The organism is Micromonospora sp. ALFpr18c (genome assembly GCF_008868155.1).
In the GTDB taxonomy this organism is placed as follows: Bacteria; Actinomycetota; Actinomycetes; order Mycobacteriales; family Micromonosporaceae; genus Micromonospora.
Map to the genome: position 1 here is coordinate 1 of NZ_WBKR01000160.1, position 15,279 is coordinate 15,279.

17 protein-coding genes and 1 pseudogene are annotated in these 15,279 nt (G+C 74.5%); 12 read left to right on the forward strand and 6 right to left on the reverse strand.

What is annotated here, in order from left to right:
* Positions 1-153 precede the first annotated feature (153 nt).
* The 4 genes from F8271_RS23630 (at position 154) to F8271_RS23645 (ending at position 3,928) form a co-directional block, all read left to right on the forward strand.
* Positions 154-1,329, forward strand: a complete 1,176-nt coding sequence (locus F8271_RS23630) for a hypothetical protein (RefSeq protein ID WP_151492020.1) — start codon at positions 154-156, stop codon at positions 1,327-1,329.
* A gap of 101 nt (positions 1,330-1,430) precedes the next feature.
* Complete coding sequence (locus F8271_RS23635; RefSeq protein WP_151492021.1) at positions 1,431-2,303, forward strand: PHP domain-containing protein; 873 nt, start codon at positions 1,431-1,433, stop codon at positions 2,301-2,303.
* A 41-nt stretch (positions 2,304-2,344) separates the two neighbouring features.
* Entirely contained in the window at positions 2,345-2,959 is a 615-nt protein-coding gene (locus F8271_RS23640; RefSeq protein ID WP_151492022.1) for a MarC family protein, read from the forward strand.
* A gap of 141 nt (positions 2,960-3,100) precedes the next feature.
* The gene (locus tag F8271_RS23645) at positions 3,101-3,928 is read left to right on the forward strand and encodes a PD-(D/E)XK nuclease family protein (protein WP_151492032.1); all 828 of its coding nucleotides are present in this window, start codon (positions 3,101-3,103) and stop codon (positions 3,926-3,928) included.
* Positions 3,929-3,949: 21 nt separating this feature from the next.
* Here the strand turns inward: F8271_RS23645 and F8271_RS23650 are convergent, their stop codons facing one another.
* Together F8271_RS23650 and F8271_RS23655 are read right to left on the reverse strand one after the other, a co-directional pair.
* Positions 3,950-4,813 (reverse strand): oxygenase MpaB family protein, encoded by an 864-nt coding sequence (locus tag F8271_RS23650; RefSeq protein ID WP_151492023.1) that lies wholly within the window; start codon positions 4,811-4,813, stop codon positions 3,950-3,952.
* A gap of 66 nt (positions 4,814-4,879) precedes the next feature.
* A complete protein-coding gene (locus F8271_RS23655; RefSeq protein WP_151492024.1) occupies positions 4,880-5,308 on the reverse strand; it encodes a Fur family transcriptional regulator in 429 nt (142 codons plus the stop codon).
* A 191-nt stretch (positions 5,309-5,499) separates the two neighbouring features.
* Between F8271_RS23655 and F8271_RS23660 the strand changes: the two genes are divergently transcribed.
* Positions 5,500-5,982 (forward strand): DUF2231 domain-containing protein, encoded by a 483-nt coding sequence (locus F8271_RS23660; RefSeq protein WP_151492033.1) that lies wholly within the window; start codon positions 5,500-5,502, stop codon positions 5,980-5,982.
* Between the two features lie 9 nt (positions 5,983-5,991).
* Here the strand turns inward: F8271_RS23660 and F8271_RS23665 are convergent, their stop codons facing one another.
* Positions 5,992-6,327, reverse strand: coding sequence for a hypothetical protein (locus F8271_RS23665; protein WP_225854714.1), 336 nt, complete (start codon positions 6,325-6,327; stop codon positions 5,992-5,994).
* A gap of 84 nt (positions 6,328-6,411) precedes the next feature.
* On the opposite strand from F8271_RS23665, the gene F8271_RS23670 reads away from it, so the two are divergent.
* Positions 6,412-6,594 carry a hypothetical protein gene (locus F8271_RS23670; protein ID WP_151492026.1) on the forward strand — a complete coding sequence of 61 codons (183 nt, stop codon included), beginning with the start codon at positions 6,412-6,414 and terminating at the stop codon, positions 6,592-6,594.
* Positions 6,595-6,673: 79 nt separating this feature from the next.
* Here F8271_RS23670 and F8271_RS23675 read toward each other — a convergent pair whose 3' ends face one another.
* The gene (locus tag F8271_RS23675) at positions 6,674-6,934 is read right to left on the reverse strand and encodes a hypothetical protein (protein WP_225854715.1); all 261 of its coding nucleotides are present in this window, start codon (positions 6,932-6,934) and stop codon (positions 6,674-6,676) included.
* Between the two features lie 659 nt (positions 6,935-7,593).
* Between F8271_RS23675 and F8271_RS33350 the strand changes: the two genes are divergently transcribed.
* Entirely contained in the window at positions 7,594-7,914 is a 321-nt protein-coding gene (locus tag F8271_RS33350) for a hypothetical protein (RefSeq protein ID WP_225854716.1), read from the forward strand.
* A 62-nt stretch (positions 7,915-7,976) separates the two neighbouring features.
* Here F8271_RS33350 and F8271_RS33355 read toward each other — a convergent pair.
* Together F8271_RS33355 and F8271_RS23690 are read right to left on the reverse strand one after the other, a co-directional pair.
* Positions 7,977-8,135: pseudogene (locus F8271_RS33355) on the reverse strand (FmdB family zinc ribbon protein); the annotation flags it as partial.
* Positions 8,132-8,809 carry a 5-formyltetrahydrofolate cyclo-ligase gene (locus F8271_RS23690; protein ID WP_151492028.1) on the reverse strand — a complete coding sequence of 226 codons (678 nt, stop codon included), beginning with the start codon at positions 8,807-8,809 and terminating at the stop codon, positions 8,132-8,134. The pseudogene F8271_RS33355 and the gene F8271_RS23690, both read right to left, overlap by 4 nt.
* An 85-nt stretch (positions 8,810-8,894) precedes the next feature.
* Here F8271_RS23690 and F8271_RS23695 point away from each other — a divergent pair, with 85 nt between their 5' ends.
* The 5 genes from F8271_RS23695 (at position 8,895) to F8271_RS23715 (ending at position 15,182) form a co-directional block, all read left to right on the forward strand.
* Positions 8,895-11,219: a diguanylate cyclase gene (locus F8271_RS23695; RefSeq protein WP_192580426.1), complete on the forward strand. Its 2,325-nt coding sequence runs from the start codon at positions 8,895-8,897 to the stop codon at positions 11,217-11,219.
* A gap of 9 nt (positions 11,220-11,228) precedes the next feature.
* Positions 11,229-12,191 (forward strand): UTP--glucose-1-phosphate uridylyltransferase, encoded by a 963-nt coding sequence (locus F8271_RS23700; RefSeq protein WP_151492029.1) that lies wholly within the window; start codon positions 11,229-11,231, stop codon positions 12,189-12,191.
* Positions 12,188-13,501 (forward strand): gephyrin-like molybdotransferase Glp, encoded by a 1,314-nt coding sequence (gene glp / locus F8271_RS23705; protein ID WP_139582488.1) that lies wholly within the window; start codon positions 12,188-12,190, stop codon positions 13,499-13,501. The genes F8271_RS23700 and glp overlap by 4 nt, the downstream gene beginning before the upstream one ends.
* Before the next feature lie 73 nt (positions 13,502-13,574).
* The gene (locus F8271_RS23710; protein ID WP_151492030.1) at positions 13,575-14,225 is read left to right on the forward strand and encodes a GNAT family N-acetyltransferase; all 651 of its coding nucleotides are present in this window, start codon (positions 13,575-13,577) and stop codon (positions 14,223-14,225) included.
* Between the two features lie 177 nt (positions 14,226-14,402).
* Positions 14,403-15,182, forward strand: a complete 780-nt coding sequence (locus F8271_RS23715; protein WP_192580427.1) for a hypothetical protein — start codon at positions 14,403-14,405, stop codon at positions 15,180-15,182.
* Positions 15,183-15,279: the final 97 nt, after the last annotated feature.

A 15,279-nucleotide genomic window follows, 5' to 3' on the forward strand; every position in this document is an offset into this window, starting at 1 on the left:
TCCGCCGATCGAGCTGCCCACCGCTCCGGCGGCCGTGCCCGTCGGTACCGGCCCCGGAGAGCAGCAGTGAGCGGGTACCCGGGCCGGTCCGACAACCTGACGGGCCGCCCGCCGCGTCCATACGACGTGCGGCCTGACGAGTTCGAAGGTGCGGTGCGGGAAACTCTCTCGCGCCAGGTCGGCGTTGCCCGTCCGCTGACCGCCGACCCGGCCGGTCAGGCCATCCGCCGCGGCAACCGGATCCGGCGCCGACGTACCGTGGTCGGCCTGTCTCTCGCGGCGATCACCACCGTCGTGGTCAGCACCGGCATGGCGCAGCTCGCCCAGGACCCCGACCGGCAGGGCTCATCGATCGTCGTGATCGGCGACCCGGACCCCTCGGTGCGGGCGATCCCCACCGCCACCGTGCCCGCCCCGCCGCCCTCGCCCGGAGCGCCGGCCGACCTGCTCGTTGGCGGGACGTTGATCAGCGCCGACGGGAAGCGGCTGGAGCTGCCCGGCGTCGGGCCGGCCGAACGCGCCCGACCGCTACCCGGCGGCGGAGGACTGCTGGTGGTGGGTGCCGCGACCACTGCCGGCCGCTCCCTCTGGGTCGCGCAGAGCGACGGCCTGGTGCAGGTGCTGCTGGCCGGCGCGGGCCAGATCGTCCTGGCACCCGACGGTCGTCAGGTCGCCTGGCGCGACGGCACCGACCTGTTGGTGGCGGGAGTGATCGGCACCCAGCTGATCGGGTCGGCGCGTACGCCGGTGCCGGCCGGGGCGGAACCGGTCCGGTTCGTCGGCGACAGCGTGCTGGTCCGGCTCGACCCGGCCGCCCCGGGCCACGCCCTGTGGCGGCCCGGTGCCGGGCAACTGGTGGCGCGGGGCGACCGCAGCACCATCAACGTCTACGGCACGCTGCCCGACGGCCGGCTGATCGGTCAGGTCGCCACGGACGATCCCCGCCGCACCTGCCTGGCCGTGCTCGGCCCGACGCCCGCCCTGAAACCGGACCGCACCGGCTGCGGCCTCCAGCTGAGCCGGGACGGCGTCGGCGGGGTCTCGACCGACGGCCGGTGGCTCCTGGTGAACGGATCGGTCGGCAAGGTCAGCCGGTCCCTGCTGGTCGACCTGAGCCAGCTCGGGCCGGACACGGCCGCCGTGCCGGCCGGCCCGCCGATGACCGGCACGGTCGCCTGGACGACCACCTCCCAGGCCTCCTACCTCGACGGCACCGGTCAACTGGTCCGGGTCGACGTCGATCGGGTACGGGCCGGGACGCCGGCCACGCCGGCTCCCGTCAACGGTGTCCAACCGGGCGACCGTCCCGTCCTGGTGACCGGCTCCTGACCTGTGCCGGCCGAGGTGCTGGCCCGTCGGTGTGGTCGCCGGCGCCGCCGTGGGTCGCCCTCCGGCGGCCCGGACCACCGGGCGCTCGGTAGCGTCGTGACGTGACCTCGCATCTCGGCCCCAGCCCGCGGATCGACCTGCACACCCACTCGACGGCCAGCGACGGCACGCTGACCCCGGCCGAGCTGGTGCGCGCCGCCTCAGACGCCGGGCTGGACGTGCTGGCGATCACCGACCACGACACCACCGCCGGCTGGGAGCCGGCCGTGCGGGCGCTGCCGCCCGGGTTGCGCCTGATCCGCGGCGCGGAACTGTCCTGCCGCTGGTCCGGCACCGAGCCGGCGGTGCCACTGCACCTGCTGGCGTACCTCTTCGATCCGGACCACCCGGAGCTGGTCGCCGAGCTGGCCCGGGTGCGCGCGGCCCGCGAGGAGCGCGGTGAACGCATCGTCGCGCTGCTGCGAGCCGACGGCGTCGACGTGAGCTGGTTGGACATCCTGGCCGGCGCGGGCGGTGGCACCGTGGGCCGCCCGCACATCGCGCAGGCGCTGATCCGGGCCGGGCTGGTCGGCAGCACCCGGGAGGCGTTCGGCCCCGACTGGTTGGGCGAGCGGTACCGGCTGCCCAAGGAGGACATCGACGTGTTCCACGCGGTCCGGCTGGTCCGGGCGGCCGGTGGGGTGCCGGTCTTCGCCCACCCCCGGGCCACCCGGCGCGGCCGGGTGGTCCCCGACGAGCTGATCGTCGAGCTGGCCGCGGCGGGGCTGGCCGGGCTGGAGGCCGACCACGAGGACCACAGCCCGGCCGAGCAGGCGCACGTCCGTGGCCTCGCCGCTGAGCTGGGCCTGGTGGTCACCGGCTCCTCGGACTTCCACGGCACCCACAAGACCGTCCAGCTCGGTGCCTTCAGCACCGGCGTCGAGGCGTACGAGCGGATCGTGGCCGCCGGGGTGACCGAGGTCGCTTCGGGCTGATCCGGGTATTTCGCCCACCACGGCGCGGCTAGGTTGATCACGTGGATCTGAAGCTGTTCGGCGAGGTTTTCGTGACCCTGCTGGTGATCACCGACCCGCCGGGCATGATGCCGATCTTCCTGGCGCTGACCGGCCCGCTGCCCGCCCGGGACCGCAACCGCGCGGCCTGGCAGGCGGTCGCGCTGGCGCTCGGCGTCATCGTGATCTTCGCGGTCGCGGGGCAGACCCTGCTCGACTACCTGCACGTGGACCTGCCGGCCCTACAGGCCGCCGGCGGGCTGCTGCTCGTGCTCGTCGCCCTGGAACTGCTGACCGGCAAGGCCGACGACCCGAGCCAGCAGGTCACCTCCAACATCGCGCTGGTGCCGCTGGGCACTCCGCTGCTGGCCGGACCGGGCGCCATCGTGGCCACCATGCTCTTCGTCCAGCAGGCCGACGGGCTTGGCGAGTTCACCGCCATCGCCCTCGCGATCCTCGCCGTGATGGTCGCCGTGTGGATCGTCCTCCGCTTCTCCGGCGGAATCGTGAAGATCCTGCGCCCCGGTGGCATCGAGGTGCTGACCCGGATCGCCGGCCTGCTGCTGGCCGCCATCGCCGTACAGCTCATCGCGGACGCGGTGGCCGCCTTCGTCACGCAGTACGTCAACATGGCCTGACCCGGAGCACCCGCGATGTCGGGGGTGGATGGCAGGATCGCAGGCGTGCGACGAGCCTCCTCAGCCGGACGACCCGCCGCCGGCGGCGGCCGGCCCCCTCACCAACGCGCCGGTGGCGCCGAGCAGCTCGGTTTCGAGGGCATGCCGGAGCGGCTGTTCGTCTGCACCCCGAGCAAGCTCGGCACGTACACGGACTGCCCGCGCCGCTACCGCTACTCCTACGTCGACCGGCCGAGCCCCCCGAAGGGCCCGCCGTGGGCGCACAACTCCCTCGGCGCCAGCGTGCACACCGCCCTGAAGAACTGGTACGCGCTGCCCGCCGAGCGACGCCGGCTCGAGGTGCTCGCCACCCTGCTCAAGGGCACCTGGGTGCGCGAGGGCTACCGCGACGACGAGCAGGAACGCGCCGCGTTCCGGCGGGCATTGGGCTGGCTGGAGGCGTACGTCGAGACGCTGGAGCCGGAGACCGACCCGCTGGGGGTGGAGCGGGTGGTGGCCGTCAAGACCGCGGTGCTCGCCTTCAACGGCCGGGCCGACCGCATCGACTCCCGCCCCGGCCCGGCCGGCCCGGAGCTGGTCATCGTCGACTACAAGACCGGCCGCACCGGGCTGGACACGGACGACGCCCGGGGCTCGCAGGCGTTGGCGCTCTACGCGTACGCGGCCGAGCGGGTGTTCCGCCGGCCGTGTCGCCGGGTGGAGCTGCACCACCTGCCCACCGGCACGGTCGCCGGCCACGACCACACCGTCGAGTCGCTGGCCCGCCAGTTGACCCGTGCCGAGGAGACCGCCCGCGACATCATGGCCGCCGAACGCGCGGTCGCCGAGGGCGGCGACGCGGACGAGGCGTTCCCCGTCGCGCCCGGCCCACGCTGCGGCTGGTGCGACTTCCGGCGCCACTGCCCGACCGGCGCGCAGGCTCCCGGCAAGGAGCCGTGGGCCGCCGTGGACCGCGCCGCCGACGCCTGACCCGACACCACCCGGCTCGGCTCAGCGGGCCGGCGAAGCGGCGGCGTGCCGTTCGGCCCGCTGCTTGGCGGCCTGCGTCAACGGCCCCTCGAGGTAGCGGCGGGGCACCGCGGCGAACGCGAGCCGCAGGGCGCGCACCGTCAGATCCGCCGACAGGGCGGTCGTGGGCAGCCCGAGCCCGCCGTACATCCGGCGCGCCCATGCCGGCAGCAGCGCCAACGCGGTGCCGGCGATCCCCAGGTACGCCCAACGCGGCGGGCCGAGGGTGAGCCCCAGACGGGCCGGCAGGCTGAGCTTCCACGGCAGTGGGGGAGCGGTGAGGAAGACCGCCGTCTCGGCCGCCTCCCGGGTCATCCGCAACTGCGGCCGTACGTCCTCGTAGTACGCCGCCACCTCGGCGGCGGTGCCGGGGACGGTGGCCGGGTCCAGACCGACCAGCTCGGCGGAGCGGCGCTGCTCGGTGTAGTAGCCGTCCACCTCGTCGTCGGTCAGCGGCAGCCCGGCGCGTCGGGCCGTGCTGAGGAACGATTCGACCTCCGTGACATGCACCCAGCGCAGCAGGTCCGGATCGTCGACCCGGAACTCCGTACCGGTGAACGGGTCGGTGGCCCGCAGGCGGGCGTGCAACCGGCGCAGCCGGGCGCCGGCCGCCTCCGCCTCGGCGGTGGTTCCGTAGACGGTGGTCGCCACGTAGGTGGCGGTGCGGACCAGACGGCCCCAGGCGTCGGTACGGTAGTTGCTGTTCTGCGCGACCCCGGCCATCGCCCGCGGGTGCAACGCCTGAAGGTAGAGCGAGCGCAGGCCGGCGACGATCAGGATCGGCTCCTCGTGCACCTTCCACGTGACCGAACCCGGACCGAAGAGGCCGAGGTCATCGGAGTCCACCGCCCAAGAGTGCCACGCCCGTGCCGACCGCGCCGGTCGCCCGTTCTCGTCAGTGGCGGCTTCTCGTCAGTGGTCGGCGGACCGGCGGGACTGACAGCCCGGGCACAGACCCCAGAACGTCACTTCCGCCTCGTCCACCTCGAACCCGTGGGAGACGTTCGGCTCCAGGCAGGGGGCGCCGCCGACCGCGCAGTCGATGTCAGCGATCTCGCCGCAGCCCCGGCAGACCACGTGGTGATGGTTGTCGCCGACACGCGCCTCGTAGCGGGCGGGACTGCCGGCGGGCTCGATGCGGCGGGACAGTCCGGCCCGGGACAGCGCGCCCAGCACGTCGTACACCGCCTGGGTGGAGACCGAGTCGAGGCGTTCCCGGACCCGCCGGGTGATCTCGTCGACCTCCAGGTGACCACCACCGGCCAGCACGTCGAGCACCGCGAGACGCGGTCGGGTGACGCGCAGCCCTCTCGATCGCAGCAGCTCCTCGGCACCGGACATGCGCCAATGACAGCACGCGCGACCACCATCGACAACCGACGTGTGACCAGGGTGGCCACGGACACAACCGGAGGCGGGCATCGATCGGTGAACCCGAGCGTGGCATCGCGCGTGTGTCCGGTCGAGAGCTCGGGGCGACCGGCCGGCCGTAAGCTGGCGATCCTGTGACCGTGATCCACCTGGAGGGCGCGATGTTCGAGGAGATCCTGGGTCTACCGGTCCATGCGTTGGTGATCCACGCCGTGGTCGTGTTCGTGCCGCTGCTGGCGGTGCTGGCCATCGCGTACGTGGGTCTGCCGCGGTGGCGGCACCGGCTGGACTGGGCGCTGGGCCTCTTCGCCGTGGCCGCCCCGGTGACCACCTTCGTGGCCGTCGAGTCGGGCGAGGCGTTCACCGACGCGCTGGTCGCCCGAGGTTTCCAAGGCCCGATCCTCGACCAGATCTTCGAACACTCCCGCTACGGCGACATCCTGTTCCGGATCGTGGTGCCGCTCGGCATCGCGGCCATCCTGCTGCTGGTGGCGACCAGCGGGCATCCTCGGGTGCCACGGCTGCCGGCGCTGGTGACCCCGGTGCTGGCGGTGGTCGTCGTCGCCCTCTCCATCGCCGCCCTGGTCTACGTCTATCTGACCGGCCACTCCGGTGCCGAGGCGGTCTGGGGCACCACCCTCTGACCCACGCGGTCAGAAGATGATCCGCGAGCACAGCAGGCAGACCAGCACCACCAGGACCACCCCGGCCGCCGCGCCGAAACCGTAGGTGACCCGTTGCGAACGCTGCTCGGCCGCGTCCAGGCCGGCCATGTCCTGCGCCGGCAGCCGTCGGGGCGGCGTCGGCTCCAGGTGTACGGGCGGATGCCAGCCCGCCGGAGGCGGCGTGCTCGGCGGAGGGCCCGCATACCCACCCGTCGGCGTGGGCGCCGGCCCGGCGGGGGGTTGGTCCGCCGTGTCACCGGCACCGGTCCCGGGTCGCCGCCAGTAGTCGTCCGGGGTGCTGCCACCGCTGGGGGTCGTCGTCACGCCGTCCGACGCTACCAAGCAGGCCGACAGCCCGGTCGCTTCTGGCCGGCGCGGCCACCGTCGGCTGGGCTAGTCTTGCCGTTCGTGAGCACCGAGGACCCCGGCGCGCAGGGCACGCGCGGCGACGACGACCGCACCGTCGACCTGAGCGACGACTTCGTGGTGCTGCCCGAGCAGACGTCCGACGACACCGATCACGGCTGGGGCGAGCGGGCCGACGGCAACGACGACTGGCTGCTTTCCCAACGCCCTCCGCACTGGGACTGACCCCGGCGCGGCCGGGCGGGTTGTCTGGGTCGGTGGGCCACCCACATGGGCGAAACGATGTCGATCATGGTCGGCCTGGTCAGCCACGGATGACGATGGCGAAGCGGCTGCCCTCGGGCAGGCCGACCGCGCGTTGTGCCTGGTCTGGGCGAAGCGCGAGATACAGCGCGGCGGACCCGTCGGTTGTGCCGGCGCCCAACACGTCCAAGACGAGCGCGGCGGGGGCCAGCAGGGTCGCCTCGGAGCTGCCTGCTCCGCCCGGCGGCGCGGCCAGGAGGTCGACGTGGGCGCCGGGGCGGACCACTGCCAGCGCGGCCGGCTCGGCCAGCCGAACCGGCACCCCGACCGCGCCGCTGGGTAGCGGCAGCGGTCCGGAGGTGCCGCGTGCCGCGTCGGCGCCGAGGTTCGTGCCGGTGGATCTTGACCCGTCGGCCGCGCCGGCTGGCCCTCTCCCCGAGCCGGAGCCTGCCCCCGGCCCTGAGCCCGACTCTGGCCCGGAGCCCGCCCTCGGCTCCGAGCCAGTCCCTGGCTCCGAGCCAGTCCCTGGCTCCGAGCCAGTCCCTGGCCCCGAGCCAGACCCTGGCCCCGAGCCAGACCCTGGCCCTGAGCCGGTTCTGGCGGTGGGGGTTTGGTCTGCGGTGCCGCTGGTGGGCGGGCAGCCGGTCGGGGTGTGCAGCACCGCAGCGGCCAGGCCGAGCAGTGCGGCGACCAGCCCGGCCCGGAGCAGAGTGCGCCCGCCGGGGAGGACGAGCCGACGCAGTGGACGCAGGGCCCGTACGGAGTCTGGATCGCCCGTCACCATCAGCCGTCTCCCGTCCCGGATGCCACAGCGACATCCCTGGGCGGCAGGTTAGGCCGGTGGGGAGCCAGACATCAGGCCGTAAGACCGTGCCTGTGGACAACCGGCGGGCCTGTGGACAACGCCCACCGGCCGGCCGGAGCTGCTATGTACGCGGAAGGGTCGCGCGCCTCGATCCACTCGGGTTCGGGGAAAACGGGGTGTCATACGAACGCGGACAGGCCGATTTCCAGGATCCCGAGTGGATCAAAGTGTGGTCGCTCGCGGTCAGGCTGCGGGCTCGCGGTCAGGACGCGGAACTGGCCGCCGGGGCCTTGCCGCCACCCGACCCGCCGGACGACGAGGACGACCCCGACGACGAGGACCCCGACGACGACGAGGACCCCGACGACGAGGACGACCCGGACGACGACCCAGAGTCCCCACCCGAGGACGACGAGGACGACTCGGACTTGGTCGGCTTGCTGGCCGTGCCGCCGGCCGCGGTCTCGGACCCGGAGGCGCGGGAGTCGGTGCGGTAGAAGCCGGAGCCCTTGAAGACGATGCCGACCGAGTTGAAGACCTTGCGCAGCCGCCCCTGACACGCCGGGCACTCGGTCAACGGCTCGTCAGAGAAGGACTGCACCGCCTCGAGCTGGTGACCGCACGCGGTGCAGGCGTACTGGTACGTGGGCACGTTCTCCTCCGGATCTGGGCTCGGCCAGTTGGCACTCGACGTATTCGAGTGCCAATGGTGCGTCATTCGGCCCGGGTTCGTCCAGCGGACGTGTGGGGCGCGACACCACGCGCCGTACCCGGGCCGCCGTCAAGCGTACGCACCCCGTCGGCGGGGGTGACCACCGCGCGGACCGGTCGGTCGTGCGGCTCCACGGGCAGCGCCTCGACCAGCTCCCCGTCATGCAGCGGGCACACGGTCAGCGTCGCCACCGGCACCCGGGCCAGCGCCCGGTCGTAGGAGCCGCCGCCGCGGCCGAGCCGTCGGCCGTGCCGGTCGACGGCGAGCGCCGGTACGAGCACCAGGTCGGCGTCGGCCACCGCGGCCACCCCGAGCCGGGGCCCGTCCGGCTCCCGGATACCCCGACCGGCGGCGAGTAGACCCTCCGGCCCGGTGTAGGCGGCCCAGTCCAGATCCAGGTCGGCGAGGAGCACCGGCAGCAGCAACTCGGCGTCGGCCGGCAGCGCCGCCCGCAGCACCGCCGGCAGGTCGGGGCCGCCCGGCTCGGAGCCGACCGGGACGTACGCCGTCACCCGGCGGGGACGGAGCCGGCGGACCAGGGCGACCAGCTCGGCCTGGACGCGTCCGGCGGCTGCCGCCCGGGCCGGTGTCGACAGCTTTCGGCGGCGGGCGAGCAGTTCGGCCCGCGCGTCCCGCTTCGCCACCCGGGTCACTTCCGCTTCATAAGAAAAATCCGGCACGCAACACTCCTGACGCAACGCCTCTCCCACGGTTGCTCTGTGTCAGCATCGCAAGCAACGGAGGCGGAACTTCCGGGGGGACCGAGTGACGCTACGCGGGCGGTTGACGGCAGCCTTCCTCGTGGTGGTGCTCGGCCCGGTGCTGCTCGGCGCGATCTTCGTCGCCTCGACCGTCACCGCCGTCGACCGCAGCCGTTCCACCGAGCGCCTCGCCGTGGCGGCGTCCACCGTGCGGACCTCGGTCGACGCGCTCTGCCAGCAACTGCGCGCCACCGCCGACGCGGTGGCCCTCACCGGCGATCCGCCCGCCGCCGCCACCCAACTGGTGGGTCGGGGGCTGGCCGCCGCCGTGCAGATCACCGACGTGACCGGCCAGGTCACGTACGCCTCGCCCGGCGCGCCGTCGATGCCCTGGCGGGACTGTTCCGGCCCGGTCGAGACGCAGCCCGGGCCGGTCCGGGCGCTGGCCGCCCGGGTCGACTTGCGCGACCGCGCCGGTGCCCTGCGCGGCACGGTCGCCGCCGCGCAACTCGTCGATCCGGCGTTCGTGGCCCGGCTGGCCGCGGTCACCGGGGTGGCGGTCACCCTGCTCGGCGGCGCGAGCAGCGACCGGGTCACCCACACCACCGAATCCCGGGACGTCCGCGACGCGGTGCTCGCCGCCGCCAGCGCCGTCGACAGCGAGCGGGTCACCGAGACCACCGAGGGCCGGTACGTGCGCAGGATCGGGCCGTCCACCGGGCAGCCGCTGCCGCTGGTGCTGTCCGTGCCGAGTGAACGGCCACCCGGGCTGCACGTCACGTTGATCGGCGCGGTCGTGCTGGCCGGCCTGCTCGCCGTGCTGACCGCGTGGCGGCTGGCCCGGGTGACCACCCGACCGCTGGCGGAGCTGGCCAGCGCCGTCGACCGGGTGGCGTACGGCGACCTGACCGCCCGGGTGCCGGTGCGCAGCCACGACGAGCTGGGCCGGCTGGCCGAGGCGTTCAACCGGATGACCCGCGAGACCGGCTCGTACGTCGCGGCGCTGACCAGCAGCCGCGACCAGTTACGTGGCCATCTCGCGGTGCTCGGCGACACCCTGGCCAGCACGCACGACCTGCAACGCATCCTGCGGGTGATCCTGCACAGCGCCATCGCGGCCACCGGCGCCCGGGCCGGCGCGGTGCTGCTGGTCGAGACCGGCGGGATGCTCGCCGCCCAGTGCACCGAAGGGCTGGACGGCCGCTGGCCGGAGGGGGACGCGGACGGGTCGCAGACGCTGCGGGTGCCGGTGGGCGTCGGCGTGGTCGGCGCGGTGGCCGCCACCGGTGAGCCGCAGCGGGGCCGGGTGGAGCCGACCGAGGTCCTCGCCGGTGAGCCCCGCTGCCGCACCTACGTCGCCGTGCCGTTCGCCACCCCCGGTGGGTCCGCCGTGCCGGCCGCCACCCCCGGGTCCGCCGACGACACGGGTACGCCGGCGGTGGCGCTCGGTGTGCTGGCCCTCTACGACCGGGTGGGCGCGGCCGAGTTCGACGACGACGACCTGGTCACGCTGCGCACCTTCGCCGGGCACGCGGCGGTGGCGGTGGAGAACGTGCGGGTGCACGAGGAGGCCCAGCGGCTGTCCCTCACCGACCCGCTCACCGGGCTGTGGAACTACCGCTACCTGCGCGAGTCGATCCGGCGGGAGGTGGAACGGGCCAGCCGGTTCGGCCGGATGCTCAGCGTCCTCGCGTTGGACCTGGACCGGTTCAAGGACGTCAACGACACGTACGGGCACGCGGCGGGGGACACCGTGCTGGCCGAGTTCGCCCGGCGGGTGCGCGGCGAGATCCGCGAGGTCGACCTGGCCTTCCGGCAGGGCGGGGAGGAGTTCGTCCTGCTGTTGCCGGAGACCGACGCCCGGGGCGCGGCGATCGTCGCGGAGCGGTTGGGCGCGGCCGTGCGGGACACACCGATCGCGGTCGAGGCGTACGCCGGGCCGGTCCTGGTGACGGTGTCGGTGGGCATCGCCGTCTACCCGGACCACGGCAGCACCGGACGGGAGGTGCTGGAGGCCGCCGACGACGCCCTCTACGGCGCGAAGGCGGCCGGCCGGGACACCTACCGGGTCGCCGAGGTACGCCCGGACGTGCCGACCCGGGAGCTGCCGGTGCTGGCGGGCGCGGTCAGCCCACCGGATGGACTGCCGCGCGCCGGCCGGCCCGTGCCGGCCCACCGGGAGCCGGGCTGGCCCGCCCGGTCGGAGCCGGCCGCGGGCGTACCCGAATCGTCGCCGGCGGGGCCGGCACATGCCCGGCCGGAGCCGGCCGACGACCCGGCGGCCGGTGTCCCGGACGGTGCCCGGGCCGGTCCGGACGCCGCACGGCCGGGACCGGGCGGCGGCGCGTCTTCTGGGCCACACCCGCCGCGGCAGAGCCGTGGCCGATAGTCTCGCGGCATGTCGGAGCACTCAGCGAACCCCTCATCGACGGTCGCCGCAACTGGCCGTCCCGTGGCGGTCAAGGCCGTCATCCCGGCCGCCGGACTGGCCACCCGGTTCCTGCCGGCCACCAAGGCGGTGCCCAAGGAGCTGTTGCCGGTGGTGGATCGGCCGGTCCTGCAGTACATCGTCGAGGAGGCCACCCAGGCCGGCATCGGTGACGTGTTGCTGATCACCGGTCGGGGTAAGACGTCGATGGTGGACCACTTCGACCGGCGCCCAGACCTGGAGACCAGGCTGGAGGAGAAGGGCGACACCGAGCGGCTGGCCGCCGTGCGCCGGCCCAGCGAGCTGGCCGAGATCTACACGGTGCGGCAGCCCGAGCAGCTCGGGCTCGGCCACGCCGTCGGGTACGCCGAGTCGCACGTCGGTGACCAGCCCTTCGCGGTGCTGCTCGGCGACGAGTTCGTCAAGCCGTCCGAGCCGCTGCTGCCGGCGATGCTGGAGTTGCAGGCCCGCACCGGCGGTGTGGTGCTCGCCTTCTTCGAGGTCGACCCGGCCGACACCAAGCGGTACGGCATCGCCTCCGTCGAACCCGCCGAGTCGGAGCTGACCGACATCGGCGAGGTCGTCAAGGTGACCGGGATGGTGGAGAAGCCGCGGCCGGAGGACGCGCCGAGCAACCTCGCGGTGCTCGGCCGGTACGTGCTGCCCGGCAAGATCTTCGACGCGATCCGGCGGACCAAGCCGGGCAGCGGCGGCGAGATCCAGCTGACCGACGCCATGGAGCTGCTGCGCACCGAGGGCACACCGGTGCACGCGATCGTCTACCGGGGCACCCGCTACGACACCGGCATGCCGCTGGGCTACCTGCAGACGGTGGTGCAGATCGCCGCCGACCGGGACGACCTCGGCGCCGAGTTCCGTTCCTGGCTGGCCGAGTTCGTCAACGCCAACGCGGCAGGCGGATCTGGTACATGACCGCGACGGCCGACGCCGAGGCGGCCGCGAACGAGTTGACGCCGCTCGCCGACTACCTGGGCAGTGTGCTGCGCAGGTTACGAGCGCTGCCGCCACTCGACCTCGACCTCACCCAGGCGCACGGCAACGTCCTCGCCGAGGACGTCGTCGCGCCGCACGCGTTCCCGGCCTTCGACCAGGCGGCCGTGGACGGGTACGCGGCCCGCTGGGAGGACATCTCCGGAGGGGGCCGGGGCCCGAGCTACGTCCCGGCCCCCTCCGGCACTCCCGGCGGCCGGACCATCCGGCTCAACGTGGTCGGCGACCTCGGCGCGGCGAGCTGGCGACCGGTCCGGCTCACCCCGGGTTCGTGCTTCTCGGTGGCCGCCGGCGCGCCACTGCCGGTCGCCGCCGACGTGGTGGTCCCGGTGGAGTGGACCGACCAGGGCATGGCCGCCGTGGAGATCTTCCGCACCCCCAAGCGGGGGTACGGCGTACGCCGCGCCGGTGAGGAACTGCCCGCCGGCACCCTGCTCGCCCGCGCCGGCACGTACGTCTCCCCGGCGCTGGTCGCCGTCTTCGCGGCCACCGGCATCGGGCACGTGGTGGTCCGTCCCAGCCCTCGGGTGGTCATCGTGGCCACCGGTGACGAGCTGGTCGACGTGGGCCGGGGCAGCCAACCCGGGCAGGTGGTCGACGCGAACTCGCACGCGCTGACCGCCGCCGCGGCCGAGGTGGGCGCACTGGCGTACCGGGTGGGTATCTGCGACGACGACCCGGAAGGGCTGCGCGGGCTGCTGGAGGACCAGACCCTGCGCGCCGACCTGATCATCACCACCGGCGGCACCGGCACCGGGCCCGGCGACATGGTGCGGCGGATCCTGTCCCGCCGCGAGGGGGGCCGCGCCGGGCCGGTCACCTTCACCGACGTGGCGCTCTACCCCGGCACCGCGCTCGGGTTCGGCACGGTGGGCGCCGAGGAGGTGCCGGTGGTCTGCCTGCCCGGCGACCCCGGCGCCGCGCTGATCGGCTTCGAGGTGCTGGCCCGCCCCGCCATCCAACTGCTCGCCGGCGCCGAGCCGGTGTTCCGGCCCAGTGTCCGGGCGCACCTGCTGGAGACCGTGTCGTCCCCGGGCGGGCTGCGCGAGTTCCGGCCCGCGCACGTCGCCGAACGGCGGGGCGGCGGCTACACGGTGCAGCCGCTGCGCGGTGGGCCGTTCACCCTCTCCGGGCTCGCCGAGGCGAACGGTCTGCTGGTGCTCGGTGAGCGGGTCACCACCGCCGCCGCCGGTTCCACCGTGGACGTCCTGCTGCTGGACCGTCGCCGGTGACGGGTCACCCCGCTCGCCGGCACATCGCGGGTCCACTTGCACGGGACACGGTCCCGCGCGGGAGACTGTGCGGGTGAGTCTCTTCGGACCGCCGCGGGCGCCCGGCTGGCCGGCGGTGCTGGTCGACGGTCCGGTGCTGCTGCGGCCGTACCGGCGCTCGGACGCCGCGGCCTGGTCGGAGGTACGCCGGGCCAATCGGGCCTGGCTGGCACCCTGGGAGTCGTCGCTGTCGGGCAGTTGGGACGAGCTGAACTCGCCGGTCGCGTTCCGCTGGGTGCACCGCGACCAGCGACGGTCGGCGCGGGAGGGCGAGGGGATGCCGTTCGCGGTCTGCCTGCGTGAGGCCGACCGGGATCGGCTGGTCGGGCACCTCAACGTGGGCAGCATCGTGCGGCGGGCGTTCTGCTCCGGCTACGTCGGATACTGGGTCGACGCCCGAGTCGCCGGCCAGGGCGTGATCCCGACCGCGCTCGCGCTCGCCGTCGACCACGCGTTCGGGCCGGGCGGCCTGCACCGGGTGGAGGTCAACATCCGGCCGGAGAACCGACCGTCGCGGCGGGTGGTGGAGAAGCTCGGCTTCCGCGAGGAGTCGTACCACGTGCGCTACATGCACATCGACGGCGCCTGGCGGGACCACATCGGATACGCGATGACCAGTGAGGAGATCGCCGTCGAGGGTGGCCTGCTGGCCCGCTGGCATCGGGTACGCGCCGCCGCACGGTGAGCCGTCCCACGGACGGGATCGGCGCGGCGCGGCGGCATGACGGTCGGCGCGCCGTAACCTCAAGTAACTGCAAGCTACGGCAAGCGCTGCCCGTCCGGACGATCCACGCACCCGAGCGCGATCGGTGGAAGATCCTGCGGTCCGGTGGCGGTTGCTCCGAATTCGGTGACGGGAGGGGTGAGGGTGCCGACCTCGGTGCTCCTCGCCGTCCTCGCCGCCGCCGGCCTGCTCGCCCTGGCCCCGGCGTTGGTTCGCCGGTACGACGCCACCGAGCGGCTGGTGGCGGAGCGGGCGCAGTCGACGGCGCGGGTGCTCCAGCGCCGCCGGCGGCGCCGCACTGTGCCGGGACGGCGGCCCGTTCACCCGCCGCGCTCGCTCATCGTCACCCTCAGTGAAGACGCGGCTACCGGAACGTCGACGGCGCCGGTCTCCGCGCCGCCGGCCGCCCGCCGCTCCGGCCGGCTACGCGCCGTGCCAGCCACCCCGAAGCGGCCCCGCCGCCGGCCGCCGCGCCGGCACCACACCCCGGCCGTGTACCGCCGCCGCCGAGTCCTCGCCGCCCTGCTGCTGCTCAACGTCGTCGAGCTGATCGGTGTGCTCTTCGTCAGCCCCGGCTTCTGGGTCGGGTTCGGGGTCACCTTCCTGCTGCTGGCCGCCTACGTCGTCCACCTGCGCGGCCAGGCCCTCGCCGGGCGTCGTCGCCGCCGCGCCCGGGCTCGGGAGGCGGCGTGGCTGGCCGCGCGGCAGGCCGAGGTGCGCCGTGAACAGGCCCGCCGGGCGGCAGCCCGCCGGGAGGCGCAGCGCCGCCTGGCCGCCCAGCGCGAGGGGGTACGCCGAGCCGCCATGGGCCTCGACCGCCCCGGGGACCTGCCGGCCGCCGTCAACGGAGGGTCGGTGTCGTACCGGCGTTCGGGTGGTCTGCGCGGCCGCCCCTACGAGGCCGGCCGAGGCGCCTGACCGCCGACCGGCCACGGCCCGCCGCGCGGTCCGCGGCCCGCGGTCCGCGGCCCGTGGCCCGTGGCCCGTGGCCCGTGGCCCGTGGCCCTTTCCCTTA

Coding starts and splice junctions, on each gene's coding strand:
- F8271_RS23645 (WP_151492032.1), top strand. CDS start 3,101: ATGCCGGAGCGGCTGTTCGTCTGCACCCCGAGCAAGCTCGGCACGTAC.
- F8271_RS23655 (WP_151492024.1), bottom strand. CDS start 5,308: ATGTCCGGTGCCGAGGAGCTGCTGCGATCGAGAGGGCTGCGCGTCACC.
- F8271_RS23660 (WP_151492033.1), top strand. CDS start 5,500: ATGTTCGAGGAGATCCTGGGTCTACCGGTCCATGCGTTGGTGATCCAC.
- F8271_RS23700 (WP_151492029.1), top strand. CDS start 11,229: ATGTCGGAGCACTCAGCGAACCCCTCATCGACGGTCGCCGCAACTGGC.
- glp (WP_139582488.1), top strand. CDS start 12,188: ATGACCGCGACGGCCGACGCCGAGGCGGCCGCGAACGAGTTGACGCCG.